We start from the raw sequence: 20,083 nt of genomic DNA on the forward strand, positions 1-20,083 counted from the left end.
TTCGACAAGATGCTGAAGTGGCGGGACGACTCCCTGCTGAAGGTGTCGTAGACGCGAGCTGAAGGTGTCGTGGAGGCGGGGGGGGGGGGGGGGGGGGGGGGGGGGGGGGGCGGGGGGGCCGGGGGGGGGGGGGGGGGGGGCGCCCCCCCCCGCCGCGGGGGGGGGGGGGGGGCCGGGGGGGGGGGGGGGGGGGGGCGGTCCCCCCCCCACCCCCCCCCCCCCCCCCCCCCCCCCGCACGGGTCAACTCACAGCGGCCCGGGCGTCAGACGCCGATGTTCTTGCCGTCCTTGCGCCAGACCGACACGACGGCCGGGCGGACGATCTTGCCGGGACCGTCGGGCCACACCGACTGCGGCTTCTCGACGGACGCGCCGTCGATCTCGCCCGGGTGCTGCACGGACACCAGGACGCGCTTGTCCTGAATGAGCGGGCCGCAGGTCTCGGCACCGCGCGGAACGGTGAGGAACTGCTTCAGCTCACCACGGCGCTCACCGGCGGTCGCGACGCCGAACAGGCCGTCGTGCGAGCCGAGCTGGTTGCCGTCCGTGGAGATCCACAGGTTGCCGTGCGGGTCGAAGGCCACGTTGTCCGGGCAGGAGATCGGGCTGACCTTGTCCTTCGGGAAGCCCGCGAAGTAGGTCGCCGGGTCGTTCGGGTCACCCGCGACCAGGAAGAGGCGCCAGGCGAAGCCGTCGCCGGCCGGGTCGTCGAAGTTCTCGGCGAGCTCCAGGATCTGGCCGTGCTTGTTCAGGTTGCGCGGGTTGGCCTCGGTGGCGCCTTCCTTGCCCGGCTTGCCGCGGTCCGTGTTGTTCGTCAGCGCGATGTAGACGCGGCCGGTGCGCGGCGAGGGCTCGACGTCCTCGGGACGGTCCATCTTGGTCGCGCCGGCCTTGTCGGCGGCGAGGCGCGTGAAGACGGACACCTCTTCGGCGGTCATGCCCTCGACGTGCGAGACGTTCCCGGCCGGGGAGGAGGTGAGGAGCTTGATCCAGACGCCGGAACCGTCGAACTCGCCGTCGGAGGGGAGCTTGCCGGTGCCGTCGATCTCCGCGGCCGGGGTGTCGCCGGTGAGCTTGGCGACGTAGAGGGTGCCCTCGTCGAGCAGCGTGAGGTTGTGCTCCTTCGCCGCGCGCGAGTCACCCTTCTTCATCTGCTTCGACGAGACGAACTTGTAGAAGTAGTCGAAGCGCTCGTCGTCGCCCATGTAGACGACGGGGCGGCCGTCCTCGGTCAGGCGGGGCTGCGCGGCCTCGTGCTTGAAGCGGCCGAGCGCGGTGCGCTTGCGCGGGACGGAGTTCACGTCGTACGGGTCCAGCTCGACGACCCAGCCGAAGCGGTGCGACTCGTTGGGCTCCTGGGCGACGTCGAAGCGCTTGTCGAACCGCTCCCACTTGCGCTCGGTGGCGCCGGCGGTCACGCCGTAGCGCTTCAGGCGGGCGGCCTGGGTGGGCTCGGTGACCAGGCCGGCGTTGCCGAAGTACTGGTTGAAGTTCTCCTCGCCGTGGAGGGTGGTGCCCCACGGGGTGGTGCCGCCGGCGCAGTTGTTCAGGGTGCCGAGCACCTTGGTGCCGGTGGCGTCGACCGAGGTCTTCACCAGGTCGGTGCCGGCGGCCGGACCGGTCAGCCGGAACTCGCTGGTGGCGGTCAGGCGGCGGTTGAGGCGGTGGCGGCTGATGGCCGTCAGCTTGCCGCTGCGGTGGTCCTCCTGGACCGCGACCACGGACAGGCCGTGCGCGGCCCAGGCGATCTCGACCTGCTCGCGGGTCGGGTTGGCCGGGTCGTACGCCTTGAACATGAGGTTCTCGTCCGTGTACTCGTGGTTGGCCACGAGCAGCTGCTGGCGCTCGTAGTCGCCGCCGAGCGGGAGCAGGCTGATGAAGTCGTTGTTGTAGCCGAACTGACCGGCCTGGGCGGCGGCGGTCTGCTTGTCCGGGTTGAAGCCCGGAGCGCCCTTGACGATCGGCTCGCCCCAGCGGATGACCACGTTCTGCTCGTGGCCCTCGGGGATGGTGACCTGGTCGGCGGTGTTCGGCGCGACGGGCTTGAAGCGCAGGCCCCGGGCACCCTGGGCGTTGACCCCGGCGGCGCCGGCGCGCTGCGCTTCGGCGGTGGGGTCGGCGGAGGCGGAGGAACCGTTGCCGCTCAGCGTGAGGGCCGTACCGGCGGCCGAGGCGACCGTGACGACCGCGGCGGAGCGGAGCATCGCGCGGCGGGAGTAGGCGCGGGCTATGACGTCGCCGGCGTACTCGTTGTCGCTGGTGTTCGGCACCTCGTGGAAGCAGGCGTCGCCGCAGCGGTAGCGGCAGGTGAGAGCGGAACGGCCGCCCCCGTGGGAAGTGCCGATGAGCGGCAGGAGCTTGCGCACGAGTGTCCTCCGTAGATGCACGGTCCCCGACAACGTGTCGGAACAATCCGTCGGTGACGCTATGGGCGGGTTGCGCCGAAGCGGCGGCCGATGGATGAACGGCCGGTGAATCCGGCACGTCGGAGCGGCAGTTCAGGGGCGGAACGGGTGTGTTTGGGCCGTGGGCGCCACGAAAGGTGCCCCTCCCGAAGTTCCAGCCAAGGGGCCGATAACCTTACGTGTCCACTCTGGGCAGGGATCTACCGCGCCTCACGGACAAATGACGCACGCACTCATGCGAAAGGCCTGGCCCATGGGTATTCGGAGCTTGTTGCGCAAGGTGTTCGGACGGACCTCTGAATCGGTTCCGGAGACGTCCGGAACCCCTTCGGCGGCCCTCCCGAGCCAGACCGAACGCACCCCCCTCGACGCGGCCGCCGAACTGGTCGCCGCCTCCTTCGACAACCCGACGGTTCCCCCGCAGTCCACACCCCGGGACCTCGAACCGGGCACGGTGCTCACCGCCCCGGCCCCGGCCCCCACCCCGGACCCCACGGTCCCGGAAGCCCGCCGGTCCTCCACCGGCGGCCCGTCGGCGACCCCTGCGGCCCCCGCCACGGCCGAAGCGGAACCGGTCACCGCGGAGGCTACCCCGGCCGCCTCAGCCGAGACCGAGGCAACGCCGGAGCCCGAGCCCGCAGCCGAACCGGCCGCCACCGGGGCCGAAGCCACCCCCGAAGCCGAGCCGGTCGCCGCCGAAGCGGAGGCCACCCCCGAAGCCGAGCCGGTCGCCGCCGAAGCGGAGGCCGAACCGGCCCTGGCCGCCACGCCCGAGGCGGAGCCCGTCGCGACTGCGCCCGAACCCCTCACCGAGCCGGAGCCCGTCACGGCCGAAGCCGAAGCCATCACCGAGGCGGAAGCCGTCACGGCCGAGGCAGAGGTCGTCGCCGAGGCGGAGGCCATCGTGGCCGAGGCGGAGGCCATCACCGAGCCCGAGATCGAGGTCGAGGTCGAGCCCGCGGCTGCCGAGCCCGAGCCCGTGGCTGCCGAGGCCGAGCCCGTGGCCGCCGAGGCCGAGCCCGTCGCGACGGAGCCCGCCGAGGCGGAGCCCGTCGCGGCCGAGCCCCTCCCCGCCGATGCCGCCGAAGGCGGCCCCGCGCACGCCCTCGCCGCGGTCAAGCGCCAGGCGCCCCCGCTCGCAGCCGCGTACAAGGCCGCCGGTCAGGTCCTGCGCGCCAAGGGGAAGGCCGGCGCCCGCGCCACCGTGTTCCTCGTGCTCGACCGGTCGGGCTCGATGCGCCCGTTCTACAAGGACGGCAGCGTCCAGCACCTCGCGGACCACGCCCTCGCCCTCGCCGCCCACCTCGACGAAGAGGCCACCGTCCGTACGGTGTTCTTCTCCACCGAGCTGGACGGCTCCGCCGACCTGTCCCTCGACGCGTACGACGCGGCCTGGGTCGAGTCCCGCCACGCCGAGCTCGGCCGGATGGGCCGCACCAGCTACCACGTCGCCGTCGAGGCCGTCGTGGAGCGCTACCAGAAGGACGGCGGCGAGGGACCGGCCCTGGTCGTGTTCCAGACGGACGGTGCGCCCGACAGCGTCCGCCCCGCCCGCGAGGCCATCGTGGAGGCGGCCGCCACCGCCCCCGGCATCCACTGGCAGTTCGTCGCCTTCGGCGAGCACGAGACCAAGGCCTTCGACTTCCTGCGCAAGCTGTCCGCCGAAAGCCCCGACAACGCCGGCTTCTTCCACGCCGGCCCGGCCCCGGCCGAGCTCACCTCGGCCGCCCTGCTCAAGGGTCTGGTCCAGGGACTCTGAGGCCCGGCCACCACGCGGCCACCGCCCCCGACCGGGAAGCCGGTCGGGGGCGGTGGCATGTCACGGCGGGGTGCGCAGGCGCCGGCCCGGCGCCGGAGGATCAGAAGAGCAGTCCGCCGGCCGGGTAGCCGCTGCCCACCTTGGCCGGGGCCCCGAAGCCGTCACCCGTGCTGTTGCCCTTCAGCAGGAAGAGTCCGCCTGCGGTGTCCCGGGCCAGCAGGTCGGCCTTGCCGTCGGCGGTGATGTCGCCCGGCGAGAGCATCGCGTCGTAACCGGCCGTGCCCGAGCCGATCTTCAGCCGGGGCGCGTATCCGCCCGCACCGTCGCCCTTGTACAGGTACAGGTCGCCGGCGGGCTCGCGCCCGATCAGGTCGGCCCGGCCGTCGCCGGTGAAGTCGCCGGGCGAGAACAGGTCGGCGTAGATGTTCCAGTTCGTACCGATCTTCACCGGCGCGGCGTAGGCGGCGGCCGCCGTGCCCTTGTGGAGCCACAGTCCGCCGGAGGTGTCCCGGGTGATCAGGTCTGCGCGGCCGTCGCCGGAGAAGTCGCCGGGCGAGACCAGCTTGTCCCAGGCTCCCCAGCCGGTGCCCGCGGAGACCCGCGTCGATCCCGAGTAGGCGCCGGTCGCATCGGCCGGGTAGTGCCACAGCGCGCCCGCGGAGTCGACGGCCGCGAGGGTCGACGTACCGTTCAGGCGGACCACCCGTGCGATGCTCTGCCATCCGCTGCCGGTCTTGCAGGCGGCGGCCAGGCTGCTGCCCTCGCGACCGGAGTAGCGGAACAGCGCACCGGACTCGTCGCGGCTGAAGAGCGCACCGGCGGCCGGTGCGAAGGGCCCGCAGTCGGCCCAGGTGGCGGCACCGCGGACCATCTGGTGGTCCGAGACGGCGGGGTCGAGCGGAAGCACGTCCCCCTTCGGCGACGCGAAGTGCTTGGCGCTGAAGAAGACGTAGTCGAGCTTCTTGCCCTCGCGGGTCGGTTCGCCGGAGCGGCAGCGCTGTTCCTGGCCCACCGTGCAGGCGGCCGGGTCGAAGAACTCGCCGTCGGTCTCGTCCGCCTCGATGAAGGTGCCGCGGGCGTTGTCGTTGATGCCCGTGTCGTAGAACGGGGCGAGCGAGGAGGTGCGGGGCGAGTGGTTGAAGTCGCCGCCCAGCACCACCGGTATGCCCTGGTCCTGCCAGGTCTTGGCCTGGGCCGCCAGCCGCTCGGCCTCCGGAGCGGCGAGCGTCCCGTTGTCCCAGTAGAGATGCACCGAGCAGGCCCAGTTGAGCCGGTTCTGCACGTAGTTCTTCACGCACGGCACCTTGATCGGCTCGCTCTCCCCGCCGACCGTCAGGTCCAGTTCCACGGACTCGGAGACCGGGCCCCTGACGAGCACCGCGTTGCCGTAGTCCTGACCGCCGCAGACCGACGGGTTCCCCGTCAGGGTCGCGCTGTACGAGCCGCGGAACCCCTGGGGCGCCAGGCGCCTCAGGACCTCGTCGTACTGCGGGCGGCACACCTCCTGGAGGAAGATCTGGTCCGCGTTCCAGGTGGTGACGGCCGCCTGGGCGACGATGCTGTCGATCCGCTTCTGCTGGTCGTACGAGGCGCCGGAGCAGACGTTGCCGCAGATGTTGTAGCTGACGAAGCGCAGGGGCGGGGCGGTGGAGGCGCTGACCGTGTCGGCCTGGGCCGGTACGGTGCCGACCGTCAGGGCGGCGAGGGCGAGGACCGCCGAACCGGCGGCGGCCCAGAGGGCGGTGGGGCGACGGGACATGCTGGGGCTCCAGGAGGAAGTTCGGGGACGAGCGGGCGGGGGCGCCGCAGGGCGCCGGGCAGCGGGGCTCGGCCCCGGGGGCGGGCCGGTGCGGCGGGCCGGCGGGGCTCTGCCCTCGCACCGGCCCGCCGCGTACGCGGGTGTCCCACCCGCCGCCGCGCTGCTACCAGTTGGTGCCGATCTGGGTGCGGCTGCCGCCCGCGAAGGTCGGGCCGGTGTACCGGTAGAGGTTGCCGTTGGCCTTCTCGACGGCCACCAGGTCGCCCTTGCCGTCGCCGGTCACATCGCCGACACCGGCCAGCGAGCGCATCGAGTCCCAGTTGGAGCCGACCTTGACCATGGTCGAGCCGTTGTACGCGGGGCCGGAGTAGCGGTTCAGGTCGCCGGTGGTGGCGTTGACCGCCACGATGTCCGCCTTGCCGTCACCCGTCACGTCGCCGATGCCGGTGATCGAGGAGTAGATGTTCCAGCCGGTGCCGATCTTGACCGCGGAGCCGCCCGTGTAGGACGGGCCCGAGTAGCGGTACAGGTCTCCGCTGCTCTTCTCGACCGCGATGATGTCGCCCTGGCCGTCACCGGTGACGTCACCGACCGAGGTGATGTTCTTCATCGTGTCCCAGTTGGTGCCGACCTTGACCCGGGAGGAGCCGGCGAAGGTGGGGCCCGCGTAGCGGTACAGGTCCCCGGTGTTCTTCTCCACGGCGAGGAGGTCGCCCTTGCCGTCGCCGGTCACGTCGCCGATGCCGACGATCTCGCTCATGCTGTTCCAGCCGAAGCCCAGCTTGACCCGGGCGCCGGAGGCACCGCTGAAGTTCGGGCCCGAGTACCGGTAGAGGTCTCCGCTGGCCACCTCGACGGCGACCATGTCGCCCTTCCCGTCGCCGGTCAGGTCACCGACGCCGGTCAGGTTGGTCATCTGGCCCTGCGGGCCCTCGGGTTCGGACGGGTAGGGGTCGGCGTGGTCGGCGCCGAGGTTGGCGGCCGGGCCGCAGTTCGGCCAGGCTCCCTCGCCCTGGGTGGCGAGGACCTTCTCGGCTATGCGGATCTGCTGTTCCTTGGTCGCCTGGTGGGCGTACGCCGCGTACTTGGTGCCACCGAAGGCCTCCCAGGTGGACTTGGTGAACTGGAGTCCTCCGTAGAACCCGTTGCCGGTGTTGATGGCCCAGTTCCCGGTGCTCTCGCACTGGGCGACCTTGTCCCAGGTGGAGACGGAGGCGGCCGAGGCCGGGGCGGCGGCCAGCAGGGGGAGGGTGAGGGCGGCGACGGGGCCTGCGACCAGGGCCGCCAGGACGGACTTCTTGCGGAGGAAGAGCGGACGCATGACAAACCTCGGGCTTCTCGCGGGAAGGCAGGGCGGGCGGAGCGGCGGCGGGTCGGCGGACGGCCGCCGGGCGGCGGGTCTGCGGGGCCGGGGGCACGGCGGGGCCGGGGGCCGAGGTGGCCGGGGCGGCCCCGCCGTGCGGGGGAGGGTGGACTCCCGGGGGGATCAGACCAGGCGGGCTACCACTTGGTGCCGATCTTCACCGCGGCGCCGCCGGCGAAGTCGGGGCCGGAGTAGCGGAAGAGGTACCCGGTGGACGAGTTGACCGCGAGGAGGTCCGGGACGCCGTCCTTGTTCAGGTCACCGGGACCGGTCAGGTTGACCATCGAGTTCCAGTTGGTGCCGATCTTGACCCGGCTGCCGCCGTTGAACGAGGGGCCGGAGTAGCGGTACAGGTCACCGGTCGCCGTCTCGACCGCGACGATGTCGCCCTTGCCGTCACCCGTGAGGTCGCCGACACCGACGAGGGTGTCGTAGACGTTCCAGCCGGTGCCGATCTTGACCGCGGAACCGCCGGTGAAGTTCGGGCCGGAGTAGCGGTACAGGTCGCCGGTGGCCGACTCGACGGCGATGATGTCGCCCTTGCCGTCACCCGTGAGGTCGCCGACCGAGGCGATGCCGTGCATGGAGTCCCAGTTCGACCCGATCTTGGTCCGGGTGCCGCCGGCGTAGTTCGGGCCGCTGTAGCGGTAGAGGTCGCCGGTCGCGGCGTCGGTGGCGATGATGTCGCCCACGCCGTCGCCGGTCTGGTCGCCCACTCCCACGATGTCGCCCATCGTGTCCCAGTTGGTGCCGATCTTGACGCGGGCGGTGCCGCCGGTGAAGTTGGGGCCGGAGTAGCGGAAGAGCTCGCCGGTCGTGGAGTCCACGGCGATCACGTCGCCGATGCCGTCACCGGTGATGTCCCCGACCGCCGTCACGTCGGTCATGCCCTTGTCGGGAACCGCGATGGGGGCCTCGATCACCTTGTTGTAGCGGTAGCCCTTCATGTTCTGATCGGCGATGTAGCTCTTGGTGTACTTGATGTGGCGGGCGTTGGTGCCCGGCCTGGCGTGCTCGTAGACCCACATCTCGGTCTTCGAGGAGTCGGTCCACTTGTCGAACAGCACGACGTGGGCATCGATGTTGTTGAGGGCGTCGCCGGGCTGGAGCTCGTCCAGGCTGCCGATCTTGGTGGAGTAGTTGGGCAGGGTCCAGGTGGTGGCGCCGATACCGGCGTTGAGGTGCCAGGCCATGGAGACCAGGCCGGAGCAGTCGGTGCGGTAGGACCGGCCCTGCGGGTCCTTGTAGGTGGCCCCCTGGTTGTACGGAACCCCTGCGTCGACCCAGGTCTGGGCCCGCTGGAGTATCTCGCTCTGGGTGATCTGACCGCCCAGGGTCGAGGTGGCCGCGGCCAGCGTGGTGGCCTGGCCCGTCGGGGCCGTGGCGGCCTGGGAGGGGAGCGTGCCACCGAGCGCCACCGCGGCGAGAGCGGTGGCCACCAGGGCGGTGCGGGTGGCGGTACGAACGGTGTTCTTGGACATGCTCATGACAGGGACTCCTGTGTGTGAAGGCGTGGAAGAGCGACGTGGGTTACTGCGAAGGCTTGAAGGCGTGCGGCCGGGTCACGACGGCCGGCGGAGGCCGGGCGGCACGTGGATGCGACAGCGGGAAGGACACCGCGGAGGCCGCGGGCGCCGCGACGGGCGCCCTCGTGACGGGCCGGGCGGGGTGGGGAACGATCAGGTGGGACGGGGAACGTCCGGGTGTGGCAGGGAACGTTCAGGTGCGTCAGAGGCCGGTCGGGTCGGTCGGGTGCGCCGGAGGCCGGTCGGGTGCGGAAGAGGACGATCGGGTAGGGCCGGGGCCTGTCAGGTGCGTCGGAGGCCGATCAGGTACGGCGGGCGACGGTCAGGCACGGCAGCAGGGGACGGTCGAGTGCGTCGGGGGACGGTCGGGTGGGCAGTCGCCGTTCGGCAGCGGAATCCCGGACGGCGGTCGCCGTCAGGCGAGCGCGGGTTCGGCCACGGTGTAGCCCTGGGCCGACAGGGCCAGGCCGGCCCGGTTCAGGAGGGACCGTGCACCGAGCAGGGCGCCGGCTTCGGATGTCCCGCCCATCAGGGCGACCGCTTCCAAGCCGTAGCGGGCGGGGCGTACCCGGATGTGTTCGACGTTCAGGTCCGGATCGGCGTGGGCCCACAGCAGGTCCTCGACCAGTGCCGTGTTCCCCGGCCCCTCGGTACCTTCGCCGGCCAGCAAGGTGACGATCATGTACATCCCTAGTCCCAACCCATCCCGTTCGTGCCGGCGGCCGGAGCGGCGGCCACGGCGTCCCACCCCATCCCGTTCGTACCGGCGGCCGGAGCGGCGACCGTGGTGGGCGCCGGGGCGTCCCAGCCCATCCCGCCGCCGAAGCCGGACCCCGTGACGGTGAAGAGGACCGTGAGGGCGGCGGGGGCGAGGACGGCGGCGACGAGGCGGGCGGAACTGGACATCGAAAACTCCCTGAAGGATCGGGTGGCTGGACTCTGACGCGTTTCCGGCAGGAGGTCCGGGGCCTTTTCCGCGGCCCCGCTCCCTTCCGGTGAACACCATCCTGTCCGCCCCCGAACAGCCTCGGAAGGCCTATCGGGTGGCACCAAGGTGCAGGCACCTTGGTGCCACCCCACCACATTGATCTTGCAGATCAGCTGCCCTGCGAAGGAGAATCGATGCGGCGAGAAACGCCACCGCGCGACATCGGAAGGATGGTGTCCGCCGGTGGCTCGCATGGGGGAGGAATAACTACATGTTGGAAACACTGGGGCTGGGCCGGTCCGTGGAAGCGGTCTACCGAGGACTGCTGGAGGAACCGGCAGCGGGAGTGGCCGAGTTGTGCCTGTTGCTGGGGCTCCCGGAGGCGGACGTACGCGCCGGCCTGGACCGGCTGATCGATCTGGAGCTGCTCCAGCCGTCCCGGGACGTACCGGGAGCGCTGCGTCCGGTCAGCCCGGACGTAGGCCTGGAGATGATCCTGCGCAGGCAGGAAGCAGAGGTGCTGCGCCGGCAGGAAGAGCTGGTGCGCGGCAAGGAGGCCGTGGCACGGCTGGTGGCCGGGCTCGAAGCGGCCCGGCCGGAGCGGGAGGTGGACGCCTTCGAGCGGCTCGTCGGACTGGACGCCGTCCAGGACCGGCTGCGGCAGTTGACCCGCGACCTCCGCGAGGAATGCCTGTCCATCATGCCCGGGGGCGCGCAGTCGCAGGCGGCCCTCGACGCGTCACGCCCGCTGGACGAGGTCCTGCTGGGCCGGGGGGTGGTCATGAGGACGCTCTACCAGGACAGCGCGCGCAATGATTCCGCCACCCACGCCTACGCGCGCTGGATGACGGATCTGGGCGGCGAGGTGCGCACCAGCCCGATCGTGCCGCCTCGGCTGCTCGTCGTCGACCGGACCACCGCGCTGGTCCCCGTGGACCCCGAGAACAGCCGTGCGGGCGCCCTGTGCACCACGTCGCCCGGCATCGTGAGCTCGCTGGTCTCCTTGTTCGAGCGGGCCTGGCAGGCCGCCGTGCCGCTGGGCGCGGACACCCGCAGCCGCGCCGACGACGAGGACCTCAACGCGACCGAGCGGGAACTGCTCAAGCTGCTCGCCGGCGGGCTCACCGACGAGGCGGCCGGCAAGCGGCTGGGCCTCTCCCTGCGCACCGTCCGCCGGCAGATGGCGGGGCTGATGGAACGGCTGGGAGCCAGCAGCCGTTTCGAGGCCGGGCTGGAGGCGGGCAGGCGCGGCTGGCTCTGACCCGGCCGGGCCGCGAGGGTCGGGTCGGGCTCGGGAGAGCCTGAAGGGCCGCGAGGGCCGTCACGCGCGAAGGGCCCGGGATCCGTACGGATCCCGGGCCCTTCGCGTTCAGCGGCCTACTGGTGGGGCTTGACGGCCTTCTCGACCGGCTCCGAGCTCTTCGTCTCCACCGGCTTGCGCAGCGCGATGTTGAGCTCGCGCAGGCGGGACTCCTCCAGGATGGTGGGCGCGCCCATCATCAGGTCCTGCGCGTTGCCGTTCAGCGGGAAGGCGATGGTCTCGCGGATGTTCGGCTCGTCGGCCAGCAGCATGACGATGCGGTCGACGCCCGGGGCGATGCCACCGTGCGGCGGGGCGCCGAGGCGGAACGCGCGGAGCATGCCCGCGAACTCGCGCTCGACGGTCTCGGCCTCGTAACCGGCGATCTCGAAGGCCTTCAGCATGACCTCGGGCTCGTGGTTGCGGATGGCGCCGGAGGACAGCTCGATGCCGTTGCAGACGATGTCGTACTGCCAGGCCAGGATGTCGAGCGGGTCCTTCTCCTCCAGGTCCTTCATGCCGCCCTGCGGCATGGAGAACGGGTTGTGGGAGAAGTCGATCTTGCCGGTCTCCTCGTCCGCCTCGAACATCGGGAAGTCGACGATCCAGCAGAAGCGGAAGACGTCCTCCTCGAACTGTCCGGCGCGCTTGGAGGCCTCGACGCGGACGCCCGCCATGATCTTGGAGACCTCGTCGAACTCGCCCGCGCCGAAGAACACGGCGTGACCGGCGGCCAGGCCCAGGCGCTCGGTGAGGACCTTGACGTTCTCCTCGGTGAGGAACTTGGCGATGGGGCCGGTCAGGCCGCCATCCTCGCCGACGCGGACCCAGGCCAGGCCCTTCGCGCCGAGCGAGATCGCGTACTCGCCGAGGCCGTCGAAGAACTTGCGGGGCTGGGCGGCGGTGTCCGGGACGGCCAGGGCGCGCACGTGCTTGCCGGCGAACGCCTTGAACTCCGAGCCCTCGAACACGTCGGTGATGTCGACGAGCTCCAGCTTGGACCGCAGGTCGGGCTTGTCGTTGCCGTACTTCATCATCGACTCGCGGAAGGGGATCCGCGGGAACGGCGAGGTGACCGGGCGGCCCTTGCCGAACTCGGTGAAGATCTCCGTCATCAGCCGCTCGATGGGCTGGAAGACGTCCTCCTGCTCGACGAAGGACATCTCGACGTCGAGCTGGTAGAACTCGCCCGGCGAACGGTCGGCGCGGGCGTCCTCGTCGCGGAAGCAGGGCGCGATCTGGAAGTACCGGTCGAAGCCGGAGATCATCAGCAGCTGCTTGAACTGCTGCGGCGCCTGCGGGAGCGCGTAGAACTTGCCCGGGTTCAGGCGGGAGGGGACCACGAAGTCACGGGCGCCCTCGGGGGAGGTCGCGGTGAGGATCGGGGTCGCCATCTCGTTGAAGCCGAGGGCCACCATCTTGGAGCGGATGGAGGCGATGACGGCCGAGCGCAGCATGATGTTGCGGTGCATGCGCTCGCGGCGAAGGTCGAGGAAGCGGTACTCCAGGCGGCGCTCCTCGTTCACCCCGTCGTCGGTGTTGATGGTGAAGGGCAGCGGGGCGGCGGCGCCGAGCACCTCGACCGCGGTGACCTCGACCTCGATGTCGCCGGTGGCGAGCTCGGGGTTGACGTTGTCCGCGCCGCGGGAGACGACCTTGCCGTCGATGCGGACGACGGTCTCCTTGGTGACGCTGCTGAGCGCCTCGTTCGCGGCCGTACCGGGACGGGCGACGAGCTGCGTGATGCCGTAGTGGTCACGCAGATCGATGAAGAGGATGCCGCCCAGGTCGCGCCGATTGTGCAGCCAGCCGCTCAGCCGGACGTCGGAGGCGACGTCGGAGGCTCGGAGCTCGCCGCACGTGTGGGACCTGTACCGATGCATCAGTCATCCAGTTCTACGTGATACCAGGGTGGATTCAACCGTCCCAAGGTTACCGTCCGGGGCGGGAGCCCGTGCGGGGCCGCTCGCGGGGCCGCACCGGTGGCCGCTCACCGGGGTGGTGAACAGGCACGTCAGGTGTATGACCTGTAAAGATGACCGAGTGCGCACCGAGGATGTCCTGGCCGCCATCGCGACCGGTTTGTGGCGATGGGACAACGCCTCCGGGACGGTCACCCTCGACAGCGAGGCCGCCCGGCTCCTCGGGCTGCCCGCCGAGCCCGTCGTGCTGCCCGAAGTCGCCGTGCGCTCGCGCTTCCACCCGGTGGACTGGAACGAGATCAACGGCATCGTGAACCTCGCGGTCGCCGAGGACACCCTCGCCGAGGCCCGGCTGCGGATCATGGACGAGGACGGGCGCGTGCTGCGCACCGTGCGCAGCCGCTCCAAGCCGCTGGAGAACCGCACCGCGGACGGTCGCGTCGACTACGAGCTGATCGGCACGATCCAGGAGATAGCCGAGGCCCAGCCCGGCACCACGGCCGTGCACACCCCCATCACCGGCGACTGGCGCCGCTCGCGCGAGGCGTTCCTGCTGGACGCCGGGCGGGCGCTGGCCGAGGCCCGCTCCACCGCCGAGGTGCTGCGGGTGGCGGCCTCGCTGTCCATGCCCGGGTTCATCCCCGACGGGCTGGCCGTCTTCGGCGTGTCCGGCGACCGGCTGTCGATCATCGGGCACCACGGGCACGATCCCGGGGACGAGGGCCCCTTCGCGGACATGCCGCTCCAGACGGACTACCCGGCCGCGGAGGTCGTCCGTACGGGGCGGGCGATCTACCTCCCCAGCCCTGACGACTACAAGCGGCGCTTTCCGGCCACCTGGCCCCTCGCCCGGCGCTTCGACCGGATCTCCTGGGCCTTCCTGCCGCTGATCGTCGCGGGACGCACCATGGGCGCCTGGATGGCCGCCTTCAAGCACCCGGTGTCCTTCTCCCCCGACGAACGCTCCGTCCTGACGACGGTGGCCCGGATGCTCGCACAGGCGCTCCAGCGCGCAGGCGTGGCCGAATCCGAGCGGGAGCTCACCACGGGCCTCCAGCGGTCGATGATGCCGCAGCTCGGGCCCGAGATCCCCGGGATGACCCTCGCCGCGCGCTACGTGCCGACCGGCGGCGGGCTCCAGGTCGGCGGCGACTGGTACGACATGATCCCGCTGCCGTCGGGACGGTTCGCGCTGGTCATCGGCGATGTCCAGGGCCACGACGTCCGCGCGGCCGGCCTCATGGGCCAGCTCCGGATCGCGGTGCGCGCGTACGCCTCCGAGGGCCACCGGCCCGACGCGGTGCTCTCGCGCGCCTCCCGCTTCCTGGCCGGCCTGTGCTCGGAGCAGGACTCCGCCGCGGACCCGGGCAAGGGCGGCGGCCTGGACGGCGGGGACTCCGACTTCCAGAGCCCGCGCTTCGCGACCTGCCTGTACGTGGAGTGCGATCCGGCGACCGGCCTGCTGGAGGTGGCCCGCGCCGGGCACCCCGACCCGGCGGTGCGGATGGCCGACGGCACCGTCCTGATGCGGCCCACGGCCGGCGGGCTGCCGCTCGGCATCGTGCCGGACACCGACTACCCGACGACCCGGTTCACCCTGGAACCCGGCGAGACGATGATGCTCTGCACCGACGGGCTGATCGAGACGGGCGGGCACGACCTCGACACGGGCTGGGCCCGGCTGCGGGCCATCCTGGAATCGCAGACACCCGATCCCTCGCAGGACACGGACCCGGAGCCCCGCCACCTGGAACGGCTGGCCGACCTGCTGGTCCAGGCGGTGCACGGCCCGTCCTCGCACCACACCACGGGCCCGCTGGCCGACCGGCGCGAGGACGACATCGCCGTCGTGCTGCTCTGCCGCGAGGGCGAGGGCTGCGGCTGCGAGACCCCGCTGCTGCACCCGTCGCGGCCGGCCCGGCGCACCATGACCACCGTCGCCCAGGCGGAGCCGGAGCGGGTCGCGGGCGTCCGCCAGCAGATCCGGGAGCTGCTGCACGACTGGGCGGACCCGGAGCAGGTCGACGCCACGGTGCTGATGGTCTCCGAGATGCTGACGAACGTACTGGTCCACACGGACGGGGACGCCCTGCTCATCGCCGAGGCGGTGGGCGAGCTCGGCGCGCGCCGGCTGCGGGTGGAGGTGGCGGACGCCTCCGACGAGCTGCCACACAAGCGGCACCCGGGAGAGATGGCGTCGAGCGGGCGGGGCGTCCTGCTGCTGGAGATGCTCGCGGACGACTGGGGGGTCGACCCGCGGGGCGAGGGCAAGTCCACGTGGTTCGTACTGAACGAGCGTTCCAAACCCGATTCCGACCCGCTGGAGTGAGCTCCGGGCGGCGGGACCCCGGCGTGTTTGTATGAGTTCGTGCCGACTCCTCCCCTGCTGCCCGAGCCCGTGCGCCGACTCGCCGCCTGGTGCGTCGTCGTCCTCCTGGCCGCCGCCGTCCTCGCGCTCGTCGTGTGGCTGTGCGCCGTCTTCCGGACGGTGGTCACGCCCGTGCTGCTCGCCGTGCTCGGCACGGCCCTGCTCGGGCCGATGCACGGGCGGCTGGTCCGCATGAAGGTCAACCGCTCCCTCGCCGCGGCCCTGACCTGCCTGACCGTGGCCGCCGTGGTCGGCGGAGCCGCGTACATCGTGGTCCTCGCGCTCGTCGAGACCGGCGACCAGATCATCGACTCCCTGCGCAAGGCCGCGTCGGACCTCACGGAGCACTTCGGGGCGCTCGGCACCTCGCTGGACGACGTGGCCGGGAACTCCAAGGACCTGCTCGCCAAGTTCGGCGGGACGGCCGCCTCGGGCGTGGTCACCGGGCTCAGCGTGGTCGCCACGATGATCGCGACGGCCCTGCTGGCCATGGTGCTGATCTTCTTCTTCCTCCGCGACTCCGACCGGGCCGTGACCACCCTGCGGGCGATGGTGCCGAGCCGCTCGGGCGACCTGATGGAGGCGATGGGGCGGCGCGCGTACGGGGCCGTCGAGGGCTTCATGCGCGGCACCACCTTCGTGGCCCTGGTCGACGCCGTCCTCATCGGCGCGGGTCTGCTGATCCTGCGGGTCCCGGGCGCGGTGGGGCTGGCCGCCCTGGTGTTCGTGACCGCCTACATCCCCTACCTCGGCGCCTTCCTCTCCGGCGCCGTGGCCGTCCTCGTGGCCCTCGCCGACCGCGGCTGGGTGATCGGCCTGTGGGCGCTGGGCGTGGTGCTGGCCGTCCAGATGATCGAGGGGTACGTGCTCCAGCCCATGGTGCAGAGCCGCACCGTGCAGATGCACCCGGCGGTGGTGATGCTCTCGATCACGGCCGGCGCGAGCGTCGCCGGCATCCTCGGCATGCTCCTGGCCGTACCCCTGACCGCGGCCTTCTTCGGCGTGGTCTCGGAACTGAAGTCCCGGTACGCGGCCGCGGTCTGAGGCCTGCGTTCTGAGGCGTGAGGCCTGAGGTCTGAGGCCCGGTCAGCCGGTGAAGGAGTCCGGCCCGCCCGGCTCGGTCTCGACGGCCCGGCGGCCGAAGACCAGCATGCCGAGGAAGAACAGGCCGCCGAGCAGGAGCAGGCCCACCACGATCACCACGGAGACGAAGGCCTCCTGCGGGGTCACCAGGACGAACAGCGCGATGAACGTCCACAGCAGTGCGCTGACGGCGACCGGCAGTTCGAGGCGTCCCAGGTCGAAGGCGCCCTTCCGGCGGCTCAGGCGCCCGCGCACCGCGAGGTAGAGCACGATGGTCGCGCCGTAGGTGACCGCGGGGAGAATGGTCGAGGCCGTGATCAGCTCCAGCAGCGCGGCCCCCGGCAGGGCGAGCATCAGGACGGCGCCCAGGGCGAAGACCAGCACGGTCGCCGGGATCGGCGTCCTCGTACGGGGGTTCACCCGCCGCATCAGCCGGTGGGCGGGGAAGCGCCCGTCGCGCGACATCGCGAAGACGAGCCGCGCGCACGAGACCATCACCACGATCCCGGCGCCGAAGAACGCGATACTGATCGCGACCAGCAGCGTCCTCTCCATGGCCGGACCGAGCTGGTCGCGCATGATCGCCGCGACGGGTGAGCCCTCGGCGCTGACGCGGGGGATGTCGTCGATCGCGACGGTGAGCGTGACCAGGAACAGCATGCCCAGGATCCCGGCCGCCACGACCGACCCCACGATCGCGCGCGGAACGGTGCGGTACGGGTCCTTGGCCTCCTCGGCCAGGTTCGCCGCCGAGTCGAAACCGACCAGGGTCGCCAGCCCCATGATCATCGCGAGCATCAGCCCGCCGCCGACCGAGAAGTAGCCGGGGGCGTTCTCGACGACACCGCGCGAGGTGAGGTTGCCGACCGCGCCGTCGCCCGTGACGGCCACGGCGATGACGAGCGCGATCGCCACCACCACGACCAGCGCCAGTTCGAGTCCCACCGCGACCGTGTTGATCAGGCTGACGAGTCGTGTGGACGCCACGGCCAGCACGGTCTGGACGAGCAGCACCACCAGGGTGATCAGGCGCGCGACGCCCTCGTCCGGCGCGAGGCCGACCAGCGGCATGAACGCCTGGCCGGCCAGCGCGTTGTCGACCGCGACCACACCGATCGCCAGGTAACAGAAGGTCAGCCACCCGAACCACCAGCCGGTCTTCGGGCCGGCCAGCCGCGAGGCCCACTGGTACGAGGACCCGCTGAGCGGGATGCGGGCCGCGAACTGGGCGACCACCAACGCCACCAGGGTCTGCCCCACCGCGGCGACGATCCACAGCCAGATCCCGACCGGACCGGCCGTCCGCAGGACCTCGTCGAAGGTCGCGAAGATGCCGACCGCCACCGAGATGAACGCGAACGAGATCGCGAACACCTGGAAGGAGCCGAGCGTCCGCTTCAGCTCCTGCCGGTAGCCGCCGGCCTCGACGGATCCCGCATCACTCCGGGCATCGGGCGACGACTCCACCACGGCGGCCACCTCATCGTGCGGTCCTCCCGCGGTACTCGGGGCACACCGCGGGCAGGGGCTGGATCAGTGCACCGTTCACACCGTGGAACCCGGGCGCTACGGGCATGACCGGCTCACCGCCACTCTGCCGGGACGCGCGGATCCCGGGACGGCACCACGCCGGGGGCGGCTGCGCGCGGGGCCTGTGTGCGCGGGGCCCGTGTGCGCGGGGCCCGTGTGCGCGGGGCCCGTTACGCCCTGGACCTGCCACGCCCTGGCCCTGCTACGTGTCCTCTGTCATCGGATCTTGCTCTTTTGCCATCGGATCGTGACAACTACCGGTTTCCAGACAACGAATCTTGTTTGTGCAGGTCAGGGGATGGTTCAAGGTTTCGTGCGCAGAGCAGATGTCAGCGGGATGCGCAGGGTTATGGCAGCGGGGGCGCCAAGTCCGTGTCAGTAGGAACTGGCGGCTCGGAGAGCATCCGCGTCCCGAAACGGGTTCCGGACACCTCACCCGTTCACCCGTACGAGTGAGCGAGGGGTGATCGGCGGGCAGCCCCTCAGCGCCCGTCCATGCTGGTCAGGGGGCCGGAACCGGCCCCCTTCGGGGTTGGTCGCCGCGGTCGGCGGCCGACGGCTGTTCGTGGACTTCGCGAACAGCCGTACGTACGGCTGCCGCGAGAGGAAAGATCATCTCCGGCATGTGTGTACCTACTGCGGAGGAGAGTCTTATGGCCGGTAACGCGAACAGCTCAGGTGTGTACGTGGAGGAACTGTTCTCGCTGAGCCTGTCGGTTCAGTCCAGCGCGACGGCCGTGGTGGCGTTCGTCGGCGAGGCCGAGGGCCTCCCCGCGGGGGTCACGAGGGTGAACAACTGGCTGGACGCCCAGTCCTTGTTCCCCGAGGCTGACGGCGGCGGCAAGGGTGCTACTGCCGCGTGGAGGGATGCGCTGCGGGGCTACTTCTACAACGGTGGCGGCTACTGCTACCTGGCCAGCACCGCCGGTACGACCTTGGACGGGGCGCTGAAGCAGCTGTCCGCGGCGGCCGACGTCACCATCGTGGTGGCTCCCGGGCTGTGGGACCAGGGTGCCGAGACGGCCGGGGAGTGGGCCCGTGGCCTGACGGGCTGGGCCGCCGGGCACAGGGCGATGGCCGTCCTGCACGCGGACCGCGACCACACCCCGGACCAGGCCGGCGAGGCCGTGGACGCCTGGGCCATCGACGAGGCGCAGAAGCCCTACGCCGCGGTGTACTTCCCCTGGCTGCGGCAGGACGGCCAGGAAGAGCCGGTGCCGCCGTCCGCCCTCGTGGTCGGCGCCTGGGCGACCGTGGACCGGGAGCGGGGAGTGTGGAAGGCGCCGGCCAACATCCCCGTCAAGGGCCCCTACAAGGTGCTGTACAAGGCCAGCGACCAGGAGCAGGGCAGCTTCCGGTCCCTGAACTTCCTGCGCGAGTTCACAGGCTCCGGCACGGTGGTGTGGGGTGCCCGGACCCTCTCCGACAGCGACGAGTGGCGCTACATCCCCATCCGCCGCCTCTTCTCCAGCGTCGAACGAGACCTCGGGCGGGCGCTTCCCTTCGCCGTCTTCGAGCCCAACAGCCAGCCCACCTGGGAGAAGGTCCGCGCGGCTGCCGAGAACTACCTGTACTCCCTGTGGCAGCAGGGCGCCCTCCAGGGAGGGACGCCTGAGGAGGCTTACTTCGTCCAGGTCGGAAAGGGCATCACCATGACCCAGGACGACATCGCCAGTGGCCGGCTCATCCTGAAGATCGGCCTCGCCGCCTTCAGGCCCGCCGAGTTCCAGATCCTCCAGCTCACCCAGCAGCTCGACTCCTGACCTGCCCCACCGCCCAGATCCTTCCATGTGCCCAGGGCGGCACTCCATGATCCGGTCGTAGACCGTAGGGCAGGAGTTCGGCGGGCTACCGTCCCGGAACCGACCGGTTCCGGGACGGTAGCCCGCCGGGGCGGCCGGAGCGCGAGAGCCGTCCCGACAAGGCGTCTCGAACCGGCGGGCACACCGCAGAAAAGGGATGGGTATGCGAGACGCCCGCGCCGGGCTGATCGAGCACGGACACTGCCCGCGGTGCGGGGCGCCACCCGGGTCGGTGTGCCGAGCCAACTCCGGCATGGTCGCCTCCGGATCCCGGCCTCGCGCGCCAGAGAGCACACACTGACGAAACCCTGCGCCGCACTGACATCTACTCTGCGTAG

General features: G+C 71.4%; 13 protein-coding genes. 5 read left to right on the plus strand and 8 right to left on the minus strand.

Annotated features, from left to right (window positions below):
* Positions 1-263: 263 nt before the first annotated feature.
* Positions 264-2,366, minus strand: coding sequence for a PhoX family protein (locus ACIA8F_RS00005; RefSeq protein ID WP_399375863.1), 2,103 nt, complete (start codon positions 2,364-2,366; stop codon positions 264-266).
* A gap of 292 nt (positions 2,367-2,658) precedes the next feature.
* On the opposite strand from ACIA8F_RS00005, the gene ACIA8F_RS00010 reads away from it, so the two are divergent.
* On the plus strand, positions 2,659-4,164 hold the full coding sequence (locus ACIA8F_RS00010) for a VWA domain-containing protein (protein WP_399375864.1): 1,506 nt from the start codon (positions 2,659-2,661) through the stop codon (positions 4,162-4,164).
* 100 nt (positions 4,165-4,264) lie between these two features.
* Here ACIA8F_RS00010 and ACIA8F_RS00015 read toward each other — a convergent pair whose 3' ends face one another.
* The 5 genes from ACIA8F_RS00015 to ACIA8F_RS00035 form a co-directional block, all read right to left on the minus strand.
* Positions 4,265-5,923, minus strand: coding sequence for an FG-GAP-like repeat-containing protein (locus ACIA8F_RS00015; protein ID WP_399375865.1), 1,659 nt, complete (start codon positions 5,921-5,923; stop codon positions 4,265-4,267).
* A gap of 163 nt (positions 5,924-6,086) precedes the next feature.
* Positions 6,087-7,244, minus strand: coding sequence for a transglycosylase family protein (locus tag ACIA8F_RS00020; RefSeq protein WP_399375866.1), 1,158 nt, complete (start codon positions 7,242-7,244; stop codon positions 6,087-6,089).
* A 179-nt stretch (positions 7,245-7,423) separates the two neighbouring features.
* The gene (locus ACIA8F_RS00025; protein ID WP_399375867.1) at positions 7,424-8,773 is read right to left on the minus strand and encodes an FG-GAP-like repeat-containing protein; all 1,350 of its coding nucleotides are present in this window, start codon (positions 8,771-8,773) and stop codon (positions 7,424-7,426) included.
* 454 nt (positions 8,774-9,227) lie between these two features.
* Positions 9,228-9,494: a hypothetical protein gene (locus ACIA8F_RS00030; RefSeq protein ID WP_399375868.1), complete on the minus strand. Its 267-nt coding sequence runs from the start codon at positions 9,492-9,494 to the stop codon at positions 9,228-9,230.
* Between the two features lie 8 nt (positions 9,495-9,502).
* A complete protein-coding gene (locus tag ACIA8F_RS00035) occupies positions 9,503-9,718 on the minus strand; it encodes a hypothetical protein (protein WP_399375869.1) in 216 nt (71 codons plus the stop codon).
* Positions 9,719-10,011: 293 nt separating this feature from the next.
* On the opposite strand from ACIA8F_RS00035, the gene ACIA8F_RS00040 reads away from it, so the two are divergent.
* Positions 10,012-11,001 (plus strand): LuxR C-terminal-related transcriptional regulator, encoded by a 990-nt coding sequence (locus ACIA8F_RS00040; RefSeq protein ID WP_399375870.1) that lies wholly within the window; start codon positions 10,012-10,014, stop codon positions 10,999-11,001.
* Positions 11,002-11,117: 116 nt separating this feature from the next.
* Here the strand turns inward: ACIA8F_RS00040 and aspS are convergent, their stop codons facing one another.
* A complete protein-coding gene (aspS, locus tag ACIA8F_RS00045; RefSeq protein ID WP_274548656.1) occupies positions 11,118-12,923 on the minus strand; it encodes an aspartate--tRNA ligase in 1,806 nt (601 codons plus the stop codon).
* 160 nt (positions 12,924-13,083) lie between these two features.
* On the opposite strand from aspS, the gene ACIA8F_RS00050 reads away from it, so the two are divergent.
* Together ACIA8F_RS00050 and ACIA8F_RS00055 are read left to right on the plus strand one after the other, a co-directional pair.
* Positions 13,084-15,291: a SpoIIE family protein phosphatase gene (locus ACIA8F_RS00050; RefSeq protein WP_399375871.1), complete on the plus strand. Its 2,208-nt coding sequence runs from the start codon at positions 13,084-13,086 to the stop codon at positions 15,289-15,291.
* Between the two features lie 39 nt (positions 15,292-15,330).
* The gene (locus tag ACIA8F_RS00055; RefSeq protein WP_399375872.1) at positions 15,331-16,374 is read left to right on the plus strand and encodes an AI-2E family transporter; all 1,044 of its coding nucleotides are present in this window, start codon (positions 15,331-15,333) and stop codon (positions 16,372-16,374) included.
* A gap of 42 nt (positions 16,375-16,416) precedes the next feature.
* Here ACIA8F_RS00055 and ACIA8F_RS00060 read toward each other — a convergent pair whose 3' ends face one another.
* Positions 16,417-17,883: an APC family permease gene (locus ACIA8F_RS00060; RefSeq protein ID WP_399375873.1), complete on the minus strand. Its 1,467-nt coding sequence runs from the start codon at positions 17,881-17,883 to the stop codon at positions 16,417-16,419.
* A 713-nt stretch (positions 17,884-18,596) separates the two neighbouring features.
* On the opposite strand from ACIA8F_RS00060, the gene ACIA8F_RS00065 reads away from it, so the two are divergent.
* On the plus strand, positions 18,597-19,706 hold the full coding sequence (locus ACIA8F_RS00065) for a phage tail sheath C-terminal domain-containing protein (RefSeq protein WP_358379057.1): 1,110 nt from the start codon (positions 18,597-18,599) through the stop codon (positions 19,704-19,706).
* The last annotated feature ends 377 nt before the right edge of the window (positions 19,707-20,083 follow it).

This window comes from Streptomyces sp. NPDC051563 (genome assembly GCF_044454225.1).
Taxonomy (GTDB): Bacteria; Actinomycetota; Actinomycetes; order Streptomycetales; family Streptomycetaceae; genus Streptomyces.